The organism is Kitasatospora sp. NE20-6 (assembly GCF_045862635.1).
Genome location: NZ_BPRL01000015.1, coordinates 77978 through 95617, shown reverse-complemented (window position 1 = coordinate 95617; position 17640 = coordinate 77978). Strand labels below are relative to the sequence as shown.

General features: G+C 71.7%; 18 protein-coding genes. 2 read left to right on the top strand and 16 right to left on the bottom strand.

Going from position 1 to position 17640, the window contains the following annotated elements:
- Positions 1-216: hypothetical protein (locus tag SNE206_RS15200; protein ID WP_407913874.1), on the top strand; the 216-nt coding region annotated here is incomplete at its 5' end.
- Between the two features lie 299 nt (positions 217-515).
- Here SNE206_RS15200 and SNE206_RS15195 read toward each other — a convergent pair.
- The 15 genes from SNE206_RS15195 to SNE206_RS15125 all read right to left on the bottom strand — a co-directional run bounded on the left by SNE206_RS15195 (position 516) and on the right by SNE206_RS15125 (position 15567).
- A complete protein-coding gene (locus SNE206_RS15195) occupies positions 516-1382 on the bottom strand; it encodes a hypothetical protein (RefSeq protein ID WP_407913873.1) in 867 nt (288 codons plus the stop codon).
- Between the two features lie 268 nt (positions 1383-1650).
- Complete coding sequence (locus SNE206_RS15190) at positions 1651-2484, bottom strand: hypothetical protein (RefSeq protein ID WP_407913872.1); 834 nt, start codon at positions 2482-2484, stop codon at positions 1651-1653.
- A gap of 556 nt (positions 2485-3040) precedes the next feature.
- Positions 3041-6808, bottom strand: a complete 3768-nt coding sequence (locus SNE206_RS15185; RefSeq protein WP_407913871.1) for a LysM peptidoglycan-binding domain-containing protein — start codon at positions 6806-6808, stop codon at positions 3041-3043.
- Between the two features lie 2 nt (positions 6809-6810).
- Positions 6811-7203, bottom strand: a complete 393-nt coding sequence (locus SNE206_RS15180; RefSeq protein ID WP_407913870.1) for a pilus assembly protein TadG-related protein — start codon at positions 7201-7203, stop codon at positions 6811-6813.
- A 47-nt stretch (positions 7204-7250) separates the two neighbouring features.
- Complete coding sequence (locus tag SNE206_RS15175) at positions 7251-7694, bottom strand: TadE/TadG family type IV pilus assembly protein (protein ID WP_407913869.1); 444 nt, start codon at positions 7692-7694, stop codon at positions 7251-7253.
- Positions 7691-8074, bottom strand: a complete 384-nt coding sequence (locus tag SNE206_RS15170) for a TadE family protein (protein WP_407913868.1) — start codon at positions 8072-8074, stop codon at positions 7691-7693. Before SNE206_RS15170 ends, SNE206_RS15175 begins: the two co-directional genes overlap by 4 nt.
- 172 nt (positions 8075-8246) lie before the next feature.
- Entirely contained in the window at positions 8247-8486 is a 240-nt protein-coding gene (locus tag SNE206_RS15165) for a hypothetical protein (RefSeq protein ID WP_407913867.1), read from the bottom strand.
- Between the two features lie 48 nt (positions 8487-8534).
- Positions 8535-9422: a hypothetical protein gene (locus tag SNE206_RS15160; RefSeq protein ID WP_407913866.1), complete on the bottom strand. Its 888-nt coding sequence runs from the start codon at positions 9420-9422 to the stop codon at positions 8535-8537.
- Positions 9419-10384 (bottom strand): type II secretion system F family protein, encoded by a 966-nt coding sequence (locus SNE206_RS15155; RefSeq protein WP_407913865.1) that lies wholly within the window; start codon positions 10382-10384, stop codon positions 9419-9421. The genes SNE206_RS15160 and SNE206_RS15155 overlap by 4 nt, the downstream gene beginning before the upstream one ends.
- The gene (locus SNE206_RS15150) at positions 10385-12007 is read right to left on the bottom strand and encodes a CpaF family protein (RefSeq protein WP_407913864.1); all 1623 of its coding nucleotides are present in this window, start codon (positions 12005-12007) and stop codon (positions 10385-10387) included.
- Positions 11994-12845: a hypothetical protein gene (locus SNE206_RS15145; protein ID WP_407913863.1), complete on the bottom strand. Its 852-nt coding sequence runs from the start codon at positions 12843-12845 to the stop codon at positions 11994-11996. The genes SNE206_RS15150 and SNE206_RS15145 overlap by 14 nt, the downstream gene beginning before the upstream one ends.
- Complete coding sequence (locus tag SNE206_RS15140) at positions 12845-13534, bottom strand: SAF domain-containing protein (RefSeq protein WP_407913862.1); 690 nt, start codon at positions 13532-13534, stop codon at positions 12845-12847. Before SNE206_RS15140 ends, SNE206_RS15145 begins: the two co-directional genes overlap by 1 nt.
- Positions 13535-13557: 23 nt before the next feature.
- Entirely contained in the window at positions 13558-14529 is a 972-nt protein-coding gene (locus tag SNE206_RS15135) for a hypothetical protein (protein ID WP_407913861.1), read from the bottom strand.
- On the bottom strand, positions 14523-15107 hold the full coding sequence (locus SNE206_RS15130) for a hypothetical protein (RefSeq protein ID WP_407913860.1): 585 nt from the start codon (positions 15105-15107) through the stop codon (positions 14523-14525). The genes SNE206_RS15135 and SNE206_RS15130 overlap by 7 nt, the downstream gene beginning before the upstream one ends.
- Positions 15108-15270: 163 nt before the next feature.
- Positions 15271-15567 (bottom strand): helix-turn-helix domain-containing protein, encoded by a 297-nt coding sequence (locus tag SNE206_RS15125; protein ID WP_407913875.1) that lies wholly within the window; start codon positions 15565-15567, stop codon positions 15271-15273.
- A gap of 905 nt (positions 15568-16472) precedes the next feature.
- Here SNE206_RS15125 and SNE206_RS15120 point away from each other — a divergent pair.
- Complete coding sequence (locus SNE206_RS15120) at positions 16473-16694, top strand: hypothetical protein (RefSeq protein WP_407913859.1); 222 nt, start codon at positions 16473-16475, stop codon at positions 16692-16694.
- 145 nt (positions 16695-16839) lie between these two features.
- On the opposite strand, the gene SNE206_RS15115 is transcribed toward SNE206_RS15120, so the two are convergent.
- Complete coding sequence (locus tag SNE206_RS15115; RefSeq protein ID WP_407913858.1) at positions 16840-17103, bottom strand: hypothetical protein; 264 nt, start codon at positions 17101-17103, stop codon at positions 16840-16842.
- Positions 17104-17640: the final 537 nt, after the last annotated feature.

Here is a 17640-nt window from a genome sequence, read left to right as displayed (position 1 = left end):
TCTAAGACGGCCGGGCCCCGGCGCAGCCACCTGGAGCAGCAGCGGGAGGGGCGCGAGCTGTCCCGGGGACAGCTCGCGGAACTGGTCGGGTACGCCCACGAGGGCAGTGCTCGCACGGTGTACAACGAGTTGCAGTCGGAGCTCGGCCCGATCGACCTCCGCGTCATGGGCCCGCAGCTGTCCGAGGAGCTCGCCACTTCCAGCGCTCGGGCGTAGACATGCCAAGATCGTGGGGTGGTGCTCCCGGGCACTCTCTGTGGACGGTGGGTTCATCGGCTGAGCACCAGAGGCCGGCGGAGCAGTGCAAGGACTCGCCGCTCCTGGCGCGATCTGCGTCGTCTCGCGAGGAGCCTTGGTGGCTGATGCGTCGCGGCCAGCGGCCCGGGCGGCTCTTCTCGCGGACCGCAGCCGGATCTTCTTCCGGACCTTCTCGACGACCCAGGCGCTGGCCGCGCTCAGTGCGGCGGCGAGCAGGGCCCCGAGGGCTTCGGCTCCGACCGACATCAGGAACTCGCTCATTGCGCGCCGCCGTTGCGGGTCGGGGTCCACAGGCCGGTGGGCCCGTCGATGCGCTGCTGGTCCTGCTGCTGCAGCATCTTGACGATCCGCCTGACTTTGGTGCGGACACGTTCGGCGAAGGCCTGCGGCTGATCGGCGCCGACCAGTTCGGCAGCCTCGGGCCAGGTGGCGACGCTGGGCTGGCCGTAGGCGAGGACGACGGCGCGTTCTGCCGGGGCGAGACGCTGCAGCAGGGCGGCCAGGCGGCGGTCGCCGGGGACCTGGTCCAGCAGCGGGTCCTCGGGCAGGTGCCGGTCGGCCAGCAGATCCCGCAACGTGCCGCCGCCGGCCGACGGCTTCTCCAGCATCAGCACCCGCCGGTTGCCGTATATCCGCCGCTCCCACAGCGGCACCATCTGAGTGTGGATCGTTCGGGTCTCCGACCGCAGGTGGTCGAGTGCGAACAGGCCGAGGCTGGTGCCGTCGTGCAGAGGGGTGATCCAGTCACCGAGCAGTGCTGTGGACAGCGCCTCGGTCCAGCGCTCGCTGCGTTTCAGACCCAGGGCGATCCGGCCGAATTGCGCCAGATCGGGGCTTCCTCCGCTCTGGACCGCGGCCTCGCGGGCGACGACAGCGGCCTGGACCCGATTGGTCGGGTGGTCGGCGTGCTTCGGGTCCAGGAAGCGGAGCCACCAGTCCAGGCTGAGGGTTTTGGTTGCCGTGGTACCGCCGCACATCTGGAAGGTCGGGAAGCTCCCGGAGACGTCGTACGTGAGGATCTCGTCGCCGTCCACCATGTGGAAGCGGACCGACGTCGGGTCGGCCGTGGGCACGCGGAAGCCGCCGTTCGGGCGGTTGACGGGCAGGGTGCGCGGTGTGGTCATCGGGTGTCCTCCGTGGACGCAGGGTTCACCGTCTGAGCACCAGCGGGCGGTGGAGCAGCAGAACTCGCTGGTCCCTGCGCAATCTGCGCCATCTCTCGGGGCACCCCGGTGGACGATGTGCCGACGGAAGTCTCGCAGTCGGCGGCCCGGACGGCCCTTTCCGTGCACCGCTGTCGGACCTTCTTGACAACCCAAACGCTGGCGGCGATGAATCCGGTGGCGGCCAGGGCGCCGAGGCAGTCGGCTCCGGCCTGCAGCAGGAAGTCGTTCACCGCGCACCGCCGCTCGCGCGGGGGGTCCACAGGCCGGTGGGTCCGTCGATGCGCTGTTGGTCCTGCTGCTGAAGCATCTTGACGATCCGCTTGACCTTGGTCCGGACGCGTTCGGCGAAGGTTGCGGGTTGGTCGGCGCCGGTCAGTTCGGCGGCTTGGACCCATGTGGCGACGCCGGGGTGGCCGAAGGCCAGCACGACGGCCTGCTCGGCCGGTGCGAGCCGGGCCAGGACGGCGGCCAGCCGCCGGTCGCCGGGGACCTGGTCCAGCAGCGGATTGTCGGGCAGGTGCCGGTCGGCGAGCAGGTCCCGCAGTGTGCCGCCGCCGGCCGAAGGCTTCTCCAGGAGCAGTACTCGCCGGTTGCCGTAGGTGCGCCGCTGCCACAGCGGCACCAGCTGTGTGTGGATCTCCCGCGCTTCCTGCAGAAGCTGGTCGATCAGGGGGGACTGGGAGCTGAAGCCTGCGGCCAGGTTGTCGCCCCACGTGCCGAGCAGCGCGGTGGACACGGCCTCCGTCCACCGCTCGCTGCGCTTGAGGCCGAGGACCTGCTGGCCGAACAGCCCCAGGCTGGCGGGGTCTGCCCCGCCGGCCGCGGCCCGGCGGGCGGCCATGGCGGTCCTGATCCGGTCCATTCGGTAGCTGCGGGACGCCGGGTCGAGGGGCTGCCAGGTGAACTGGCTGCCCGGTTCGAAGGGCTCGGGCAGCGGGTACTTCACTGGGCCTGTCGGCGTCTCGATCCACACAGTTCCTTCGTGGACGCTCATCCTCGGAGCGGCCGGGTAGTAAGGGGTGTAGCCGATCAGGGACGGGCGGCTGGGTGAGGTGGTCATCGGGTGTTCCTCCGTGAAAAGCAGGTTCACCTTTCGGGCGCGGGAGGGCGCTGGAGCGGCAATAAATCTCGCCGCCCTAGGGGTGATCTGCGTCACATGACTTGATGGCCGCCTCATGCTCGGTCGCGGGCGGCTGCGGTGCGGGAGGGGTCGGCGGCCAACAGCAGGACGCCCAGAGCGAAAGCACCATCCATCCGGAGCCCTGAGACCACTGCGGCGAACCCTTCCTGCCCACCGACGATGAGACCACCTGGGACAACTGCCTGCACGACCTGATCAACGACGGAACGTGAAGCTCCACCGAGTGACGGGCCCACCCACCACTCTGTTGCCCAGCCGCCGCGCTGCGGAGGATCCAGCCGGATGTGGACGCCCACGGTTGGTGCCAGTCAGAAGAGGGGTGAGCTCCTACTGCAGGCGTGCCACCGCTACCTGCTCTCCCACCTGTTCAGCAGAACAAGGGCAAGCGGGAGAACCCACCGGCCACCGACGCCATGTTCCGGCGCAGCGTAAGCCTCACCGCTGGGCGGGATGCCTGCCTGGTGATGGGGTGTGATCATGCGGTGGCGGTGCGGCAGCCCTTCAGCAGGGCTTGGAGCAATTCGACGGTTTCCTCCTCGGGGTCGACGTTCAGCTCCTCGTTGAGGTCGTGCAGTCGACGGGCGGCGCGTTCCAGGCTTTCGCGGTCGCCGGACGCTGCGTGGATCTCGAACAGGTCGCGGTAGAGCAGCTCGCTCTCCGGGATGGCCTCCAGACCGCGGGCGGCGGCCATCGCGGCCGCGCGGTAGTCCCGTTCGGCCAGCCGTCGCTGGGCGAGCTCGTGTGCGGCGTCCTCGACCGCGGAGATCATCTCCTGGACCCAGGCTTCGCTCCAGTGGTAGCGGGTGGACAGGGTGCCGGCGAACGGCCGGCCGCGTACCAGGGCGAGTGCCTGGGCGAGCGCGACGTCGGCCTCCAGACCGCTGCCGTGGTAGCCGGTGCGGTACAGCTCCTGGAACTGGGCCCAGTCGCAGGTGACCGCCGGGTCGATCCCGTACACGTCCTCGGTGATGTGGGGCAGGTAGGGGCTGCCGTCCGGCTTGTCGCCGAGCCAGCGCCGGGTGCGCGACATCAGGGTGTTGCGGGCCTGGTTGTTCACCCGGGTGCCCTTCCACATGGCCTCGTCGAACTCCGTCCGGCTGCTGCCGGGGTGCAGCACGAGCCATGCCGTCACCTCGGTCAGCTGGCGCCGCCGCTCCTCCTGCTTGGCGCTGCGCAGGCCCACGACCTCGACGCGGCCCAGCAGCCGGACGTACGGGGCGTCCGGCTCGCCGGCCTGCGCGGTGAGCGCGGCCAGGACCGCGGAGGAGTTGTGCAGTCGGTGGCTGATCCGCGCATCGGGGCCTGCCGGGGCCGGTGAGGGGACCGCCGCGGTGACGGCGGCCGGCTGCGCCCCGGCGTCGTCGGCCTCGTCGTCTTCCGTCTCCGTGTCGGCCGGGTGGCTTGCCCGGGCCGCAGGAAGGGCCGGCGTCCCGGGCTCCTGCGCGGCCGGGGGAAGGGCCGGCTTCTCGGCGGGTGCATCGTCGTCGGCGGCCTGGGCGTAGCGGGCGATCAGGGCGTCCAGGTCCTCGTCGGCCTCCTCGTCCCAGCCGTGCTCATCCTCGCCGTGGCTGCCCAGGCCGAAGATGTCCTCGTCGGGGTCGGCATCGTCTCCCGGGTCGTCGTCTTCTTCCGGGCCGGTGGTGTCCGTGGCCGGCTGCGGGCTTTTGCCGCGGACGGGATCCTCGCCTGTGGGCCGGGCGTCCTGCTCCTGCTCGTCCTTTTCGGCGACCAAACCCAGGTCCTGCAGGTCGGCATCGGAGGCGCCGCTCGGTTGTGCGGGGCGCGGCCCGGCGGGGGCCGAGCCTGCAGTGGTCTTGGCCAGTGCGACCGGCACGGTGGCGGCGCCCGGCAGGGCGGCCGGCCCGAGCCCGGCGGCCGGGGAGGTCGCGGTGTGGATGACCTGGGCCGCGAGTGCGGACCCCGCCCCGGCCGGCACCGCCTCCTGCGCTTCCTCCTCGATGCCCTGTTCCTGGGCCTCTTCGATCGGCACGGTGTGGGGAGCCGGGTGGGTCCAGGCCGGAGCGGGAAGCGTGTCCCGCCGCTCGGCGGTGGCCAGGACGTCCACCAGGCGCTGGTAGGCCTCCGGCTCGATGCGCTGCAGGACCACGGTGAAGGGCAGGCCTTCGACCTCGATCTCGAGTCCGGCTTCGGCCGGGATCCGCCAGCTGGTCTCCACCGGCAGGTCGGTGCGGCTTCCCGCGATGACGCCGATCGAGGTCCTCGGCTGCGCGCCGAGAAGGTCGGCCAGCTGCTGGGCCTGGGGTGCGGCGGGCTCGTCGGTGCTGATCAGGATGTGCGGGGTCCAGGCGTCGCCGGCGCCCGGGTCGCTGACGCGGGCCGCGCGCAGGGAGCAGTGCCCGCCGTCGTCGAGGGCCTGGCGCTGGAACGCGTCGCGTGCGGCGAGCGTGGCCAGGGCGTCCGGCAGCGTCTCGTAGTAGTCGGAGTGCGTGGGGTAGAGCTCGGCGAGTTCCTGGCCGATGCCGGCGAGGAGCAGCAGGCGGTCGTCGGCGATCTTGCTGTTGGCGAGTTCGACGGTGAAGGCGCGCAGCACCGCGAGGACGTCGTCGTCGGATCCGTCGAGGCAGAGCAGGCCCATGGTTTCCAGGTCGACCAGGACCGGGTCGCCGTCGGGGGTGTGCCCGAGGCTGACGAGGGTCGGGTAGGGCGCCGGAATGCGGGCCGCTTCCTCTGCGGTGGCCAGTGCGGTGTTGCGGGTGGAGGAGCTGCAGCGCCACAGCGCCGATTCCCCGTCGGCTGTGGTGAAGGGCGGAATCGGTGCAGTCGGGGCGGCCAGGTACAGCTCGACGGTGTCGCCGGTGACGCGCACCGCTTCGAGTTGGGGCACTTCCCGGCCCAGGTCGGCGGCGCGGGCCGCCATCGACCGCAGCGAGCGGTCCAGCAGGGTCAGACCGGTGGGGTTGGTGGTGGCGCGCAGCTGGCGCTCCAGGCCGGCGGAGTCGCCGGCGGGCATCGGGATGCGGCGGGTGGGCTGGCGGCGGCGCTGCTGCAGGCGGCGGCGAAATCCGATGCTGGCCAGCACGCCGGCGGCGAGGATGGCGCCGCCGGCGGCCAGGTGGCGCACCGTGTCGCCGCTGTCCGCGGAGGCCGCCTGGTTGTGCTCCGGCCCTGCCGCGGCGTGCGGGGACGGCTGCGCGGCGGCCGTGCTTCCTGCGGCGTCGGCGGTGGGGGCAGCGGTGGGCGGCGTCGTGGTGGGTGCGGTGGTGGGGGACTGGTTGCCGGAGCCGCTGTTGCTGCCGCCCTGGTCGCCGGGAGTGCCGGGGCCTGTTGGAGGGGTGGTGGGCTTGCTGCCGGTGGATGGTGCGGCTGCGGTGTCGGCGGGCAGGGCCAGGGTCCAGCCCGGCTCGATGTGGTCGGGGTCGGTCAGATGTGCGCCGCCGGGTTCGGGCCGGTCCCGGTTCGCGTCGAAGAGCTGCTGGTACCTGTCCGCGCTGCCCAGGTGTTCCTCAGCGATGGCGGACAGGGTGTCACCGCGATGGACGGTGACGGTCGTGGTGCTGTCACCGGGGACCGGGGTCGCCGGGGCGGTGGTGGCGGCGGGCACTCCGGGCATGAGGAGGACCCAGCCGGGCTGGATCGGCCGGTCGGCGTGGAAGACGCGGCCGCCGGCCATGGTGCGGCCCTCGTTGAGGGCGGCGATCTGCTGCCACCGATCGCCGCTGCCGAGCTGGTCCTGCGCGATGCTCCACAGGCTCTGCGCCGGGCTGGTGCTGCGCACGGTGTAGGTGGGGTGCTGCGAGGCCTGCGCCTGGGTGCTGTCGGCGGTGGCGGTGTAACCGGCCACCGCGGAGGCGGTCGCGGCGGTGGCCGGCGCCGCGCTCGCAGCCAGTGCAGCGCCGGTCGCGGGAACCAGCAGCAGGATCGCGGAGACCAGGGCGGAGGCGATCTGCTGGCTCCAGCCGAAACCGCGCAGGCGCGGCGCTGCGCGGCCGCGCAGCTGCGCCGGGATCTCCAGGAGAACGGACAGGGCGAAGGAGCCCCAGCCGATCCAGCCGATGACGACCAGGACGAACAGGAACGCGGACCCGTTGTCCTGGCGGGTGAAGAGCTGGGTGAAGGAGGAGAGGTCCGCCAGGCCCGGGCCGGCGTAACGGCTGGTGGCGGCCACGAGGACGGTGGGCAGCACCGTCAGCAGGGCCAGGAGCACGCTCAGGCCGGCGAAGGCTTGGGGCAGGTCGCGCCACCGGCTGCGGGTGCGGAGTCGTCGGAGGTTCTTCGGTGGCATGGTCACGGTCCCTTCGGCGCGGTCACGCCGTAGACAAGGGCAGCTGTGGCGTGGCCGTGCACTGGCATGTCGCCGAGCCCCCAGATGCTGCGGTAGGTGGAGGTGAGGTCGACGACGAGGACGCGCCCGTTGTCGGTGGGGTAGATCTTGAAGCCGCCCTGGAAGCCGGCCTTCTTCAGGTAGTCGACGGCAGCAGTGTGGGCGGCTTCGGGGTCGACGACGATGCCGTTGCCGGGGATCGCCTTGGCCGCGTTGATCTGCTGGCCGCCGGCGCGGGCGGCTTCCTGCGCGATCGCGTCCGCCCGCTCGGAGGCCCGCAGCTTCCCGCCGCCGTCGACGACCAGGCCCAGCAGAGCGAGGACCGCCATGGTGATGACAGCGACGTAGATGGACATGCTGCCCTCCTCGCGGGGGCGGCCTGCAGGCAAGCGGGTCACGGTGCTCACCTCTGGGTGTAGGTGTCGGCGTACGAGGTGAAGGTCGAGGTCAGCGTCTTGCTGCCGAGGTGGAGGCCGAACAGGTCGGCGAAGCTGACGGTGCAGGAGACCGTGACGGTGACGTAGCCGGACTGGCCGGCCCGGGTGGGGATGCTCATGTGCGGGATGGACACCGCCGGGGTGCAATGCAGCGCCGTGCTGGATGCCGCCATGTCCTTCTTCGCGGCCTGGTAGGCGGCCGTGGAAGCTTCACCGGCGGTCTTGGAGATGGAGGCGGCCCGCGCGGCGTCCTCGGCGGCGTTGTCCACGACCTGGCCGGTGAGCGCGACGCGGCCGGCGGCCCAGGCCAGGCACAGGAACAGGATCAGCACGGGCAGCACGATGGCGGCCTCGATGCTGACGGAGCCGCACTGGCGGCCGTGGCGCAGCGGATCGGGGTGGGGTGTCACCGGCTGTTCCACTTCTCCACGGGCGCCGAGGCGCTCTGGCTGACCGTGAAGCCGCTGATGCCGGGGATCAGGGACTGGGCCTGCCCGGTGACGGTGATGGTGATGCGGGTGGCGGAGCTGCCCTTGGCCGAGGCGTGCGGGGAGCGCAGGGAGTCGCCCCCCAGCCGCGTGGCGCTCTCGCCTGCGCGGGCGAGTCCGGTGTTGATGTTGGAGCCGTAGGTCCGCGCGGCGACGACGCCTTCTCGGGCCGCGGTCTGGGCGACCAGCCGGGCGTAGTACCACATTATGGCCTGGACGATCATGACGGTGAACAGGATGACGAAGGGGAAGATGATCGCGGTCTCGATCGAGGCATCCCCGCGCTCTTCACCCTCACGCATACGCCGCGCCAGGTCCCGCAGAGCTCTGGGCAGCCGGCGGGGCGCTGGTGACGGGCCGTCGGTTGGCATGTGCTTCCTTCCAGTGAGCGGGCGCGCGGCGCAGAGCGGGGGAGAGGGGTAGGTGGTGCTCCGCCGGGCCCGGGGGTTCGCGGGCCCGGCGGAGCGTGCCGGCTCACTGGGTGGACAGCTTGCCCTTGTACTTGGTGGCCAGGGTGGCGATCACCGCAGCGATCGCCACGGCGAGGGCGATGGCGGCCACCCAGATGATCACGGTGGTGATGGAGACGTCGCCGCGCTCCTTCTCCTCGCGCAGCTCCTCCATACGGGACGCGGCCCACGCGATCACCGCCGCGAAGCCGATGGTCTCCGGGAGGCGGTACAGCGTGTGCCTGGCCTTGTCGATCGGGCTCATGGTGAGAGATCTTCCTTCGGTGTGGTGCGGATGGATTGAGTGGTGCCGTCAGGAGCTGAGGATGCGCATGACGGCGGGGAAGCCGATGAGGACCATCACCAGCACCGCGAGCAGGGCGCCGGGGGCGGTCATCTTCTCCGAGTCGGCGTTGGCCTCCTCGGCCTGCTTGGACATCAGCTCGCTGCGCAGCGACTTGGCGCGGGCACGCAGCGTGTTGTACACGGCCGCCCCCTCGGTCGAGGACAGGCTCATGATGTCCGCGACGTCGGCGAGCTGCGGCACGTCGAGGTCCTCGGCCATGCGCTTGAGCTCGACCCACGGGGCGACCTTGTCGATCCGGGCGCGTTCCAGGGCCTGCCGGATCCGCAGGAAGGCCCAGCCCTGGCCGACGCCGGCCGCGCGTTCCACGGCCTCGGACGGTCCGGCGTCGCCGGCCCGCTCGAGGGCGATCAGATCCAGGTAGGCGGCGATGGCGTGGGAGAACTCCGCGCGGGCCCGCCGGGCCTTGTCACGGACCTCCCAGTCGGCCAGGACGAAGAAGAACCCGCCCACCGCCAGGCCCGCCGCCAGCGGGACGGGCAGCGGCAGCGAGTTCCCGGTGACCATCACGATGGTGTTGAGCAGGGTCGGGAAGATCAGGCCGAGCAGGGCAAGGGCCACCCGCGTGAGCATGTGGACGGCCGGGCTCTTGCCCAGCAGCGCCAGGTCCTTGTGGCGGATCGTCACCCCGGGCACGCCCTGGAGGCGCTGGAGCAGCCAGCGGCCGACCTTCTCGTCCTGGCTGAGCTCTTCCTGGTCGTGGTCCAGCACCGGGGCCTGGTTGATCTGATCGAGGGCTGCGGCCAGCTGGGGCTGCGGCCTGGACGCCGCTCGGACGAGCACGGCGATGCCAGCGCCGACCAGAACCCCGGCCAGGACCGCGAAGACGGGAATCACCGCGCACCTCCGGCGGCAGCAATGGCCACCGGGGCGCCGGATCCGGCCCGGCCCGCAGGAGCGGGCACGGTGACGGAGCTGCGCGGGTCGGCGGCCAGGAACCTGGGGGTGGGACGGAAGGTGGCGAGCTGCCGCATCCAGGCCAGGACACCGGCGAACGCGCCGATCAGCATGGCAAGGACCATCTGCCCGAGCACGCTGCCGTAGGGCTTGATGTATTCCGTGTCGAAGCTCCCGCCGACGACGGTCAGCAGAGTCATTCCCGTCATCCACCGCACCGTGGTGCGCGGCTTGGCCCGGTCCGCCTCGATCTCGCGGCGCTGGCGGACCTCGTCGCGCACGGAGTCGGCAAGGTCCTCCAAATTCCGGGCCAGGCCCGGACCACGGTCGGAGACACGAAGGATCAGCGCGGCACAGACCTTGTCTGCGGTCGCATCGCTCAGCCGGTCCGCGAACGCGCTCAGGGCGTCCTCCGGACGCCAGCCGGACTGCAGCCGGGCTGCGAGCTCACCCACCGGCTTCTCCAGAGCAGCCGGCGCGGTGCGGCGCGAATCCTTCATGGCCTGCTCCAGGCCGACACCGAGGTGGAGGACATCGGCGAGCCGCCGCGTCCACTCGGCCAGGGCGTCCAGCTCGGCGATCCGGATGCTGGCGGCCCTGCCAGGGCTCAGAAGCCACGGCAGGCCGACCGTGAGCAGCACCAGCAGCAGCCCGATGACGAGCCAGCCGGTGAAGGCCCACGCGGCCAGACCGAGCACACCGCCGACCATCCAGCGGGCACGCAGCTGCGCCCGGGCGGCGGCACTCTGGTCGCTGCCGCGCAGGGCGGCCCGGAACCGGCCGACCGGGCCGGGGGTGCGCGGGGCGGTGGTGCCGACGATGCCCGCGGCCAGGCCGACCAGCCCGCCTGCCAGGAGCAGCCCGCCCAGCAGGCCCGCCAGCATCAGTCCTGTCGTGCCCATCTAGCCACCCACCTTCACGTCCAGCGGCATCTGCCAGGCCCCGCCGGGGGCGCGCAGCAGGTCGGCGTCGAAGCCGACACGGGCCAGGTCGGCCACGCAAGCGGGGTTCATCCGCGGTACGGCGCGCAGCTCCCCGAGCTCAGGGCTGGGGCCGAAGATGGTGTTGACGGTCGGGCGGCCGTTCTCGCCGGCGCCCGTGACCTCCAGGACCTGCGAGACGAAGCGGTGCTTGCGGCCGCCGATCGCGGTCTCGTCGAACATGCGCAGGAAGACCACCGCGTCGATGCCGTTGGCGATCTGCCGGTAAGCCAGCTGCTCGCTGAAGCCCTCACCCGCCTGCATGTAGAGCTCGGCGATGCGGTCGAAGACCATGCCGGCCTCGCGGGCGTGGATGGTGCACAGGGAGCCGCCCTCGCCGTTGGTCATCGACTGCAGCATGGGCACGACCTCGCGGCCGCGGACCTCGCCGACCACGATCCGCGACAGGTTCATGCGCAGGCTCGGGTAGATGAGGTCGTTGACGGTGATCTCGCCGGCGGCCTGGCCATCGACGCGCTCCCCGTTGCCCTCACGGGCCTCCATCGCCACGACCTGCCGGTCGGGTTCCAGCTCGTGAAGGAAGAGCTCGAACTCGGTCTCCAGGGTGCCGATCCGCTCGTCCATCGGGATCTCGCGGGCCATGGCCCGCATCAGGCTCGTCTTGCCCGCGCCCTGGCCGCCGGCGATCAGGATGTTCTTGCGGGCCAGGATCAGCGCCTTCAGGTATGCGGCCAGCGTCGTGTCGATCGCGCCGAGCGCCACCATGCCGGGAAGGTCGGTCCTGCGTACGCGGTGGCGGCGGATGGTCACCTGCGGGCGGGGCGTGACCTCGGTCATCGCCTGCAGACGGGATCCGTCCGGCAGCCGAAGCGCCAGCATCGGACTGGCCGTGGACAGCGTCCGCTCGCCATGGCCGGAGCGCCGGGCGAGGTCGCGCAACAGCTCGACCAGGTCCTCGTCGGACTCGGCGATCGGCGCCACCGGAACCTTTCCGCGGTCGGCGTAGTCGATGACGACCCGGTCGTAACCGTTGACGAGGATGTTCTCCACCGACTCGTCGTCCAGGTAGGGCTGCAGCCGCCCGGCACGGAACAGCAGGTCGAAGACCTGCGTCTCCAGGGCACGCTGCACCTCCTCGCTCGGCGCGGTACCCAGCTCGCCGGCGCGGGCGACGACCCACTGGGCGACCCGGGTGTTGATCAGTGCACGGGCACGCTGCTCGCGGTCGGCCTGGCTCATGCCGGGCTCCAGGGCGACGAGCGAGGCGAGCTCGTCCGAGACCAGGCGCCTGACCTGGCTGACGACCGCGGATTCCACCGGCGATCCGGGCGCCGCCTGCGGCCGCACAGCCAGGGCCGCAGCCGCAGAGGCGGAAGACGCGATGGCGGTGGGCTGCGGGGCGGGGACGGTACGCGTCGCGAACGGGTCGGTGGGCCCGGGCTCGACGAGCCGGACCGCCGGTGCCGCAGCGCTGCCACCGCGGGACACCACGGCCCGGCGCGGCGCCAGGGACGGTGCGGGCACCGTCTCCAACGCGGTGTCGGCCAGGACCGGCTCGGTGTGGACCGGGCTAGCGCGCAGCATGAGTGCCTCCGGGAATTGCGGCCCCGGCCGGAGCCTGGGGTGCCGGGCGAGGAGCGAGCTGCTCGCGGCGCCGGAGCACGAGGGCGTGGATGTGTTCGGCGGCGGTCGCCGCATGGCGCATCAGGTCGCTGCGCCTAAAGCGGCGTTCACCGAGGTCGGCACCGTCCGAGAGCACCTCTGCGGCCTTCGGGTCGAACGGCAGCTCGGCAACGACCGGAACGGACAGGCGATCGCTGATCTCCGCCGCGCCGTAGGGGCCCGCCGGGACCAGGAGCAGGCGCAGGGCGTCGCGTCCCACACCCCGGGCGTCGAGGTCCTCGGCCAGGGCCCGCACGCGGTGCTCGGCGTGGTGCACCCCGCGCAGTGTCGTGCGCACCACGGCCAGGACCAGGTCCGCACGGAGCACCAGGGAAGCCGCACCGTCGGAGCCGCCGCGCCGGCCCAGGTCGGCAATGACGTCGTGCTGCGCGCTGCCGTCGATGCCGGCCAGCAGGTCGGCGAGCTGCGGCCACACGCTCTGCATGCCCGGCGCCTGCGAGGGGCTGGTCAGGCCGGGCAGGACCAGGCGCTGCTTGGCCCCGTCGGACAGGTCCAGCAACTGCCGCCAGAACGCCTCGTTGAGGCGCCCGGTACGGGCGGCCACCGGGAGGTTCTGCAGGCCGTGCGGGCCGGGGGTGCCGCCGCGCAGCGCACCGGCGACGACGGAGCCGCCGTCCGGGTCGCACTCGGCCATGATGACGTGCCGGCCCTCACCCAGGGGCCAGGTCATCGACAGTGCCAGGGCTGCGGTGGTGGCGCCGGGCGCGCCGGGGCAGCCTGCGACTGCGATCAGTGCCATCAGCCGGCCGCCGAGGGGCTCTGCACGATGATGGCGATGTTGCCGGTGGAGGCGCGGGCCGCGAGGGTGGCGCCGCTGTTCGCGTCGACGGCGACGTCGACGGTGAGGGCGCCGCTGGAGTCAGGTGTGCCGACCCGTACCACCTGCGCGGGCAGGGAGGCGGGCGCCCCGGAGGAGCCGTCGCCGTCCGTCGCCGGGTTCTGCCCCGGCGTCGAGACGATGAGCACCTTCTCCCCGGGCACCAGCGCGGTAGCGGGCAGCTGACCGGGCTTGGCCTGGATCCCGACGAGCTGCTTGCCGGGCTGCACCAGAGCATCGGAGGTGACGTCGGCCTGGGTCAGTGTCGTTCCGGGCTGCAGCTGGACCGAGGCGTGCTGGCCCAGGATGGAGGACAGCCGGTCGGCGGAGACCGGTTTCAGCACGGGGTCCAGGCTGATGGATGCGACCGTCAGGTCGGCCCGGGTGATGACCTGTCCGAGGGCCAGGGGCTTGGCGACCACGAGGACCTCGCTGCGCTGGCCGGCGGCCGTCAGCGTCATCGCGCCGACGAGGCCGCCGGCTGCGATCAGGGCGACGGACAGGCCGATCAGTGCCGGGCGCCGCCGCCGGGCGTTCACCGGCTTCGGGGCGGCAGCCGCCGCGGCGGCCGTGGTCTGCTCGGGCACGCCGCGTGTCTTGGTGATGCTCACGTTCAAACTCCCGACAGGGATGGTCAGTTGTTGAGGACCTGGAGCTGCCCGATGACGACCGTGGTCGTCGCGGTCCGCGCAGTCATGATTGTTCCGTTCTGTCCGGAGGTGGCCCTCCAGTCCACCTGCCACGTGCTGTTCGCGGTGATGGTGAAGGCTCCGCCGGAGGAGGTCCGCTGGTAGGTGTGGCCGCAGGTCGGCGAGGAGCTGTTGCCGTATGAGGCGCTGTACGGCGTCCCGGCGTTCTTGCAGGTCATCGAGGTGCCGTCGCCCGTGTTCCAGGCGATCTGGGTGACGTGGGCGGTGGCGGTCACCGTCACGCCGCCGGCGCTGACGGATGCGGACTTGGGCCCCCAGGTGGACGCGGACTTGTTGTTCCACAGCCACACGGGCAGTCCGACCAGACCCATCGAGCCCTTCTTCGGCGCGATGCCGATGTCGGCGCCCTGGAGCCCGAGCAGCTTCATGGCCTGCTGAGCCATCTGCTGCGGGTCCACGCTGCCGCCGTATCCAGGCGGCGGGGTCTTGCGCCAGGTGATGCCGCCCAACAGCTCGGCGCCCCGGGCGGTGCACGTCACGTTGTAGAGCTTGCCGTCGCCCGCCTGCCAGTTGGCGGGCAGTCCGGTCGCGCCGGCCACCTCCGGGTCGCCCGGCTGCGGCTGCGGGTCCAGGGCCTCCCAGTAGCAGTTGTCGCTCGGGTTGAACCAGCCCAGGTCCGGCCGGTGGCACGGGACCTCCTTGGTCGCGCCGGACCCGTCCAGCTGGTGCAGCAGGCAGGTGGAGTCCCCGCCTCCGCCCCCGCCGGTGCCTCCACCTCCGCCGGTGCCTCCGCCGGTGCCTTCACCCCCGCCGCCTCCCACGATGATGCAGTTGGGCACGTTCGGCGGGCAGGTGACACCTCCGTCGGCGAGAGCGCGCGGCTGGGTGAGCAGCGCCGCGGCCGGGGCCAGGATCAGGGCCAGGACGACGCCCGCAGGTCTGCGGTACGTCAGCACGACTGATCCCGCTGGATGACCAGCTCCGTGATCAGCCAGGCCCCGTTGCCTCCGACCGCCGTGGAGTTCTCCACGTGCCGGAACTCGTTGGACGCGAGCTTCGCCGGCGTGCCGGTCTTCTTGTCCACGGGGATGAAGTCGGTGGAGTCGACGCAGCTGGTGATCTGCGCCGTCGGCGGTGTGGCCGCCATGTCGATGGAGGTGACCTTGGGAGAGAGGACCGGGTCGCCCTTCAGGACGAGGCCCTGGTCCTGGTAGTAGACCTCCGACGCGCGAACGCCGGCCAGGGCCTTGCCTGCGGCGAACTTCTGCAGCTCGGCGCCGTTCGCGCCCTCCATGCTGCCGGACTTGTAGATGGTCGCCACGGCCGCCCACAGCCCGCGGTAGGTCGCGAGCACCTGCTGCTTGGCGGCCTCGTCCGGGTCGCTGCTCGGAGAGGCCGACACCGACGGGGGTGCCTGCGCGACGGGCTTGCCGGAGGAGGTGCAGCCGGCGGAGAGCAGCATGGCGCAGCCCACGGCGGTGGCAGCAGCGGCCTTCAGCCGGCGCTGACCCGGGGCTTGATGTGAATATGACATGATCATTCCCCCCTGGAGAGAGGCAGTCGGGCGCGGTGTGTTCGGCTCTAGTGGGCCACACGGACGCGGGCATGACCCCGGGGCGGCACGGCTCCGTTGCCGTGCTGACACAGAGTCGGGACGGGGCAGGCGCGAACTCGGCCGTGCGTGCCGGCCGGGCGGACTACAAGGCGGCGCGTATCGCCAGTCGTACCGTCACGATTCCCGTGTCGAGTATCGAGGCCAGTCTCTGCACACCGGCGGCGTCGAGCTCGACCAGGCCGCGCTCGATCAAGGACATGCGGCTCTGGGCGACGCCCAGTCGGCGCGCAGCCTCCTGCTGCGTCAGCTGAGCCGCCAGGCGCAACCGCGCAATGCTCGGCGGATCGGCACGCAGCAGGCAGGAAACCGGGACATCCAGGCCATCCGCCATGGCGCAGAGCGTGCGCTGCTCCGGCAGGCGGCTGCCGCACTCGTACATCGACACGTGCGTCCTCAGGAGCGGCACCACCGACCTTGCGCGCACCCGCTCTGCCAGCTGACCTTGACTCAGGCCCACGCACCGCCGCTGCTCGCGCAGGGCTGCCGGATCGAAACAGGCGATCCCGCGACTGCCCAAGACCGTGATTCCCTCCGTGCCGCCGCGCGCCCCCGCCCGCCCTGAGGTCCGGGTCGGAGCCCCGCGCGCCTGACCGGGAAGCCCGGCGAGGACGGATGGGCGGGAGGATATCGGGATCGACGCGGACGCGCAGCACCTGCGTCGACCTGGTCTGGATGTGGCAGGCCCCGGCGAGAGGGCCGGCTGTGCCGCGTCGGCCGCGGAAGTCCTCCAGCGGCTTTTGTGCATACGTGTGCATGGATCCCCCCATCCCCCGACGCCCATCCCCGTTGCCCGGCCTGCGATCAGTTGATGGCATCTTGGGCCAGGTACCGTTCAGATCACGAGGGTTGAATCTTGCACGGGATTTCAGCCAGGTCAAGACTCATAACTCTCAGTGACATGATTCGGCCCGTGTGCCGCCCATGCATGTCCTGTTTGGCCTGATTTCGGGATCACTGAAACGGAGTATCGCTACCACAGGCAACGAAGGACGCTTCCTGACGTGGCGCCAGAGCCTGCCGGTGCGTTCGTAGTTGGCCGGTTCGAGAGGTTGACCTGCATATGCAGCCCTGGGCTGGAGCCGTCTTCGGGGACCGTGGCCGATCTGTGTGCAGGCACGGCGAAGCCCTCGACGGGCCGTGCGAACGGCACATCGAGGGCCTTGGGCCTGGAGCGGGGTGGCCGCCGGGGTCACTACGGGCGGGTGCCGACCGGAGACGGGAAGAGACGGACATCGGCTGGTCCGGTACGCGATGATGGACGTACGCCTACGAGTGGAGACACCGATGAGCTTGCCCGAGGAAGCGGTTCCCAACTCGGTCCGCCGGGCCGCGTGGTCCTCTCCGATCGCGTGGATCGCCGGATTCCTGGGCCAGCTCGTTCACGACCCTGACCACGTCGACGTCGCCCTGCGGTCCTCGGTCTACTACGGGCTGCTCGTGCCCGTGATCGTCTTCGTCGCCAGCGCGGTGATCGAGGTGCTGATGTCCTGGCGCCAGGACGTCTGAGGGCTGCCGGCACCACTCTGCGGGTCGTGGACGGCCCCGCGCCGGGCGGCAGGAAGCGGGTGGTGCTGATGGTGACCGGCTCTGCAGGCCGCTTGCCCTGTGGTCCGGAGGGCCAAGACCACGGTCGGGGCCGCCTTGTGGCGCTTCAGCGCGGCGAGTTCCCCGTTCCGGGACGGGCCCGCGGGTTCTGGCGCGGCGGCCGTGCGAGGAGTTCGACGGTGGCCCGGTCGACCAGATCGAGCGCACCACGCACGCCCTCTATCACCGCAACCCTGCTGAGGAGCTGGTCGCGTTCGGCCCGGAGCCCGGCCCGGGCCTTGACGGCCCGCTCCGCCACCTGCGGGTCGCGCAATGTGTCGCCGCAGGCGATCACGACGTGCCGGCCCAGCCTCCAGACGATGGCGTCCACGGCGGCGGAGCCCCCGTCTGGGGTGGGTCGGCCTCACCCCCCGAGCAGAGGAGAGCCGCAGCCGAGGAGCTCTTCAACCAGGAAGGTGGTGCGCGGGGCCAGCGCCGGCGGCAAGGCGCGCAGGAGGGGCCCGTCGGAAGTGGAGAAGCCGGGCAGGCAGAAGGCTCCGGCGAGCCGCACCGGGCGGCTGCCGGAGCTTTCGGTGAAGAGGGGACAGCTCAGCCGGAGCCGCTCCCACCCGAGAACCACGGAGCGGGCAACGGATGGGGCAGTGGGGGTCGAGCTGTGGCTGCTAAGGGAGGATCCGCGGCGGCCCGCTCGACCTGATCGATCGCGCCGCGGACATCCGCGAACGTCACGACCCAGGTTGCTGTGCTGGCGGCTCATCAGCCATCCTGCTGCGCGCTTCTGAGGAGCGTGGCAGAAGGTGGCGCCGTCTGGTCCGTGCCAGGCGCCTTGGCCAAGGGCGGGGCTTCGGTAGCGGTTACGGTGGTTAGAGCACTACAGATTCGGGTTTTCCTGTCTCCATCGACCGCC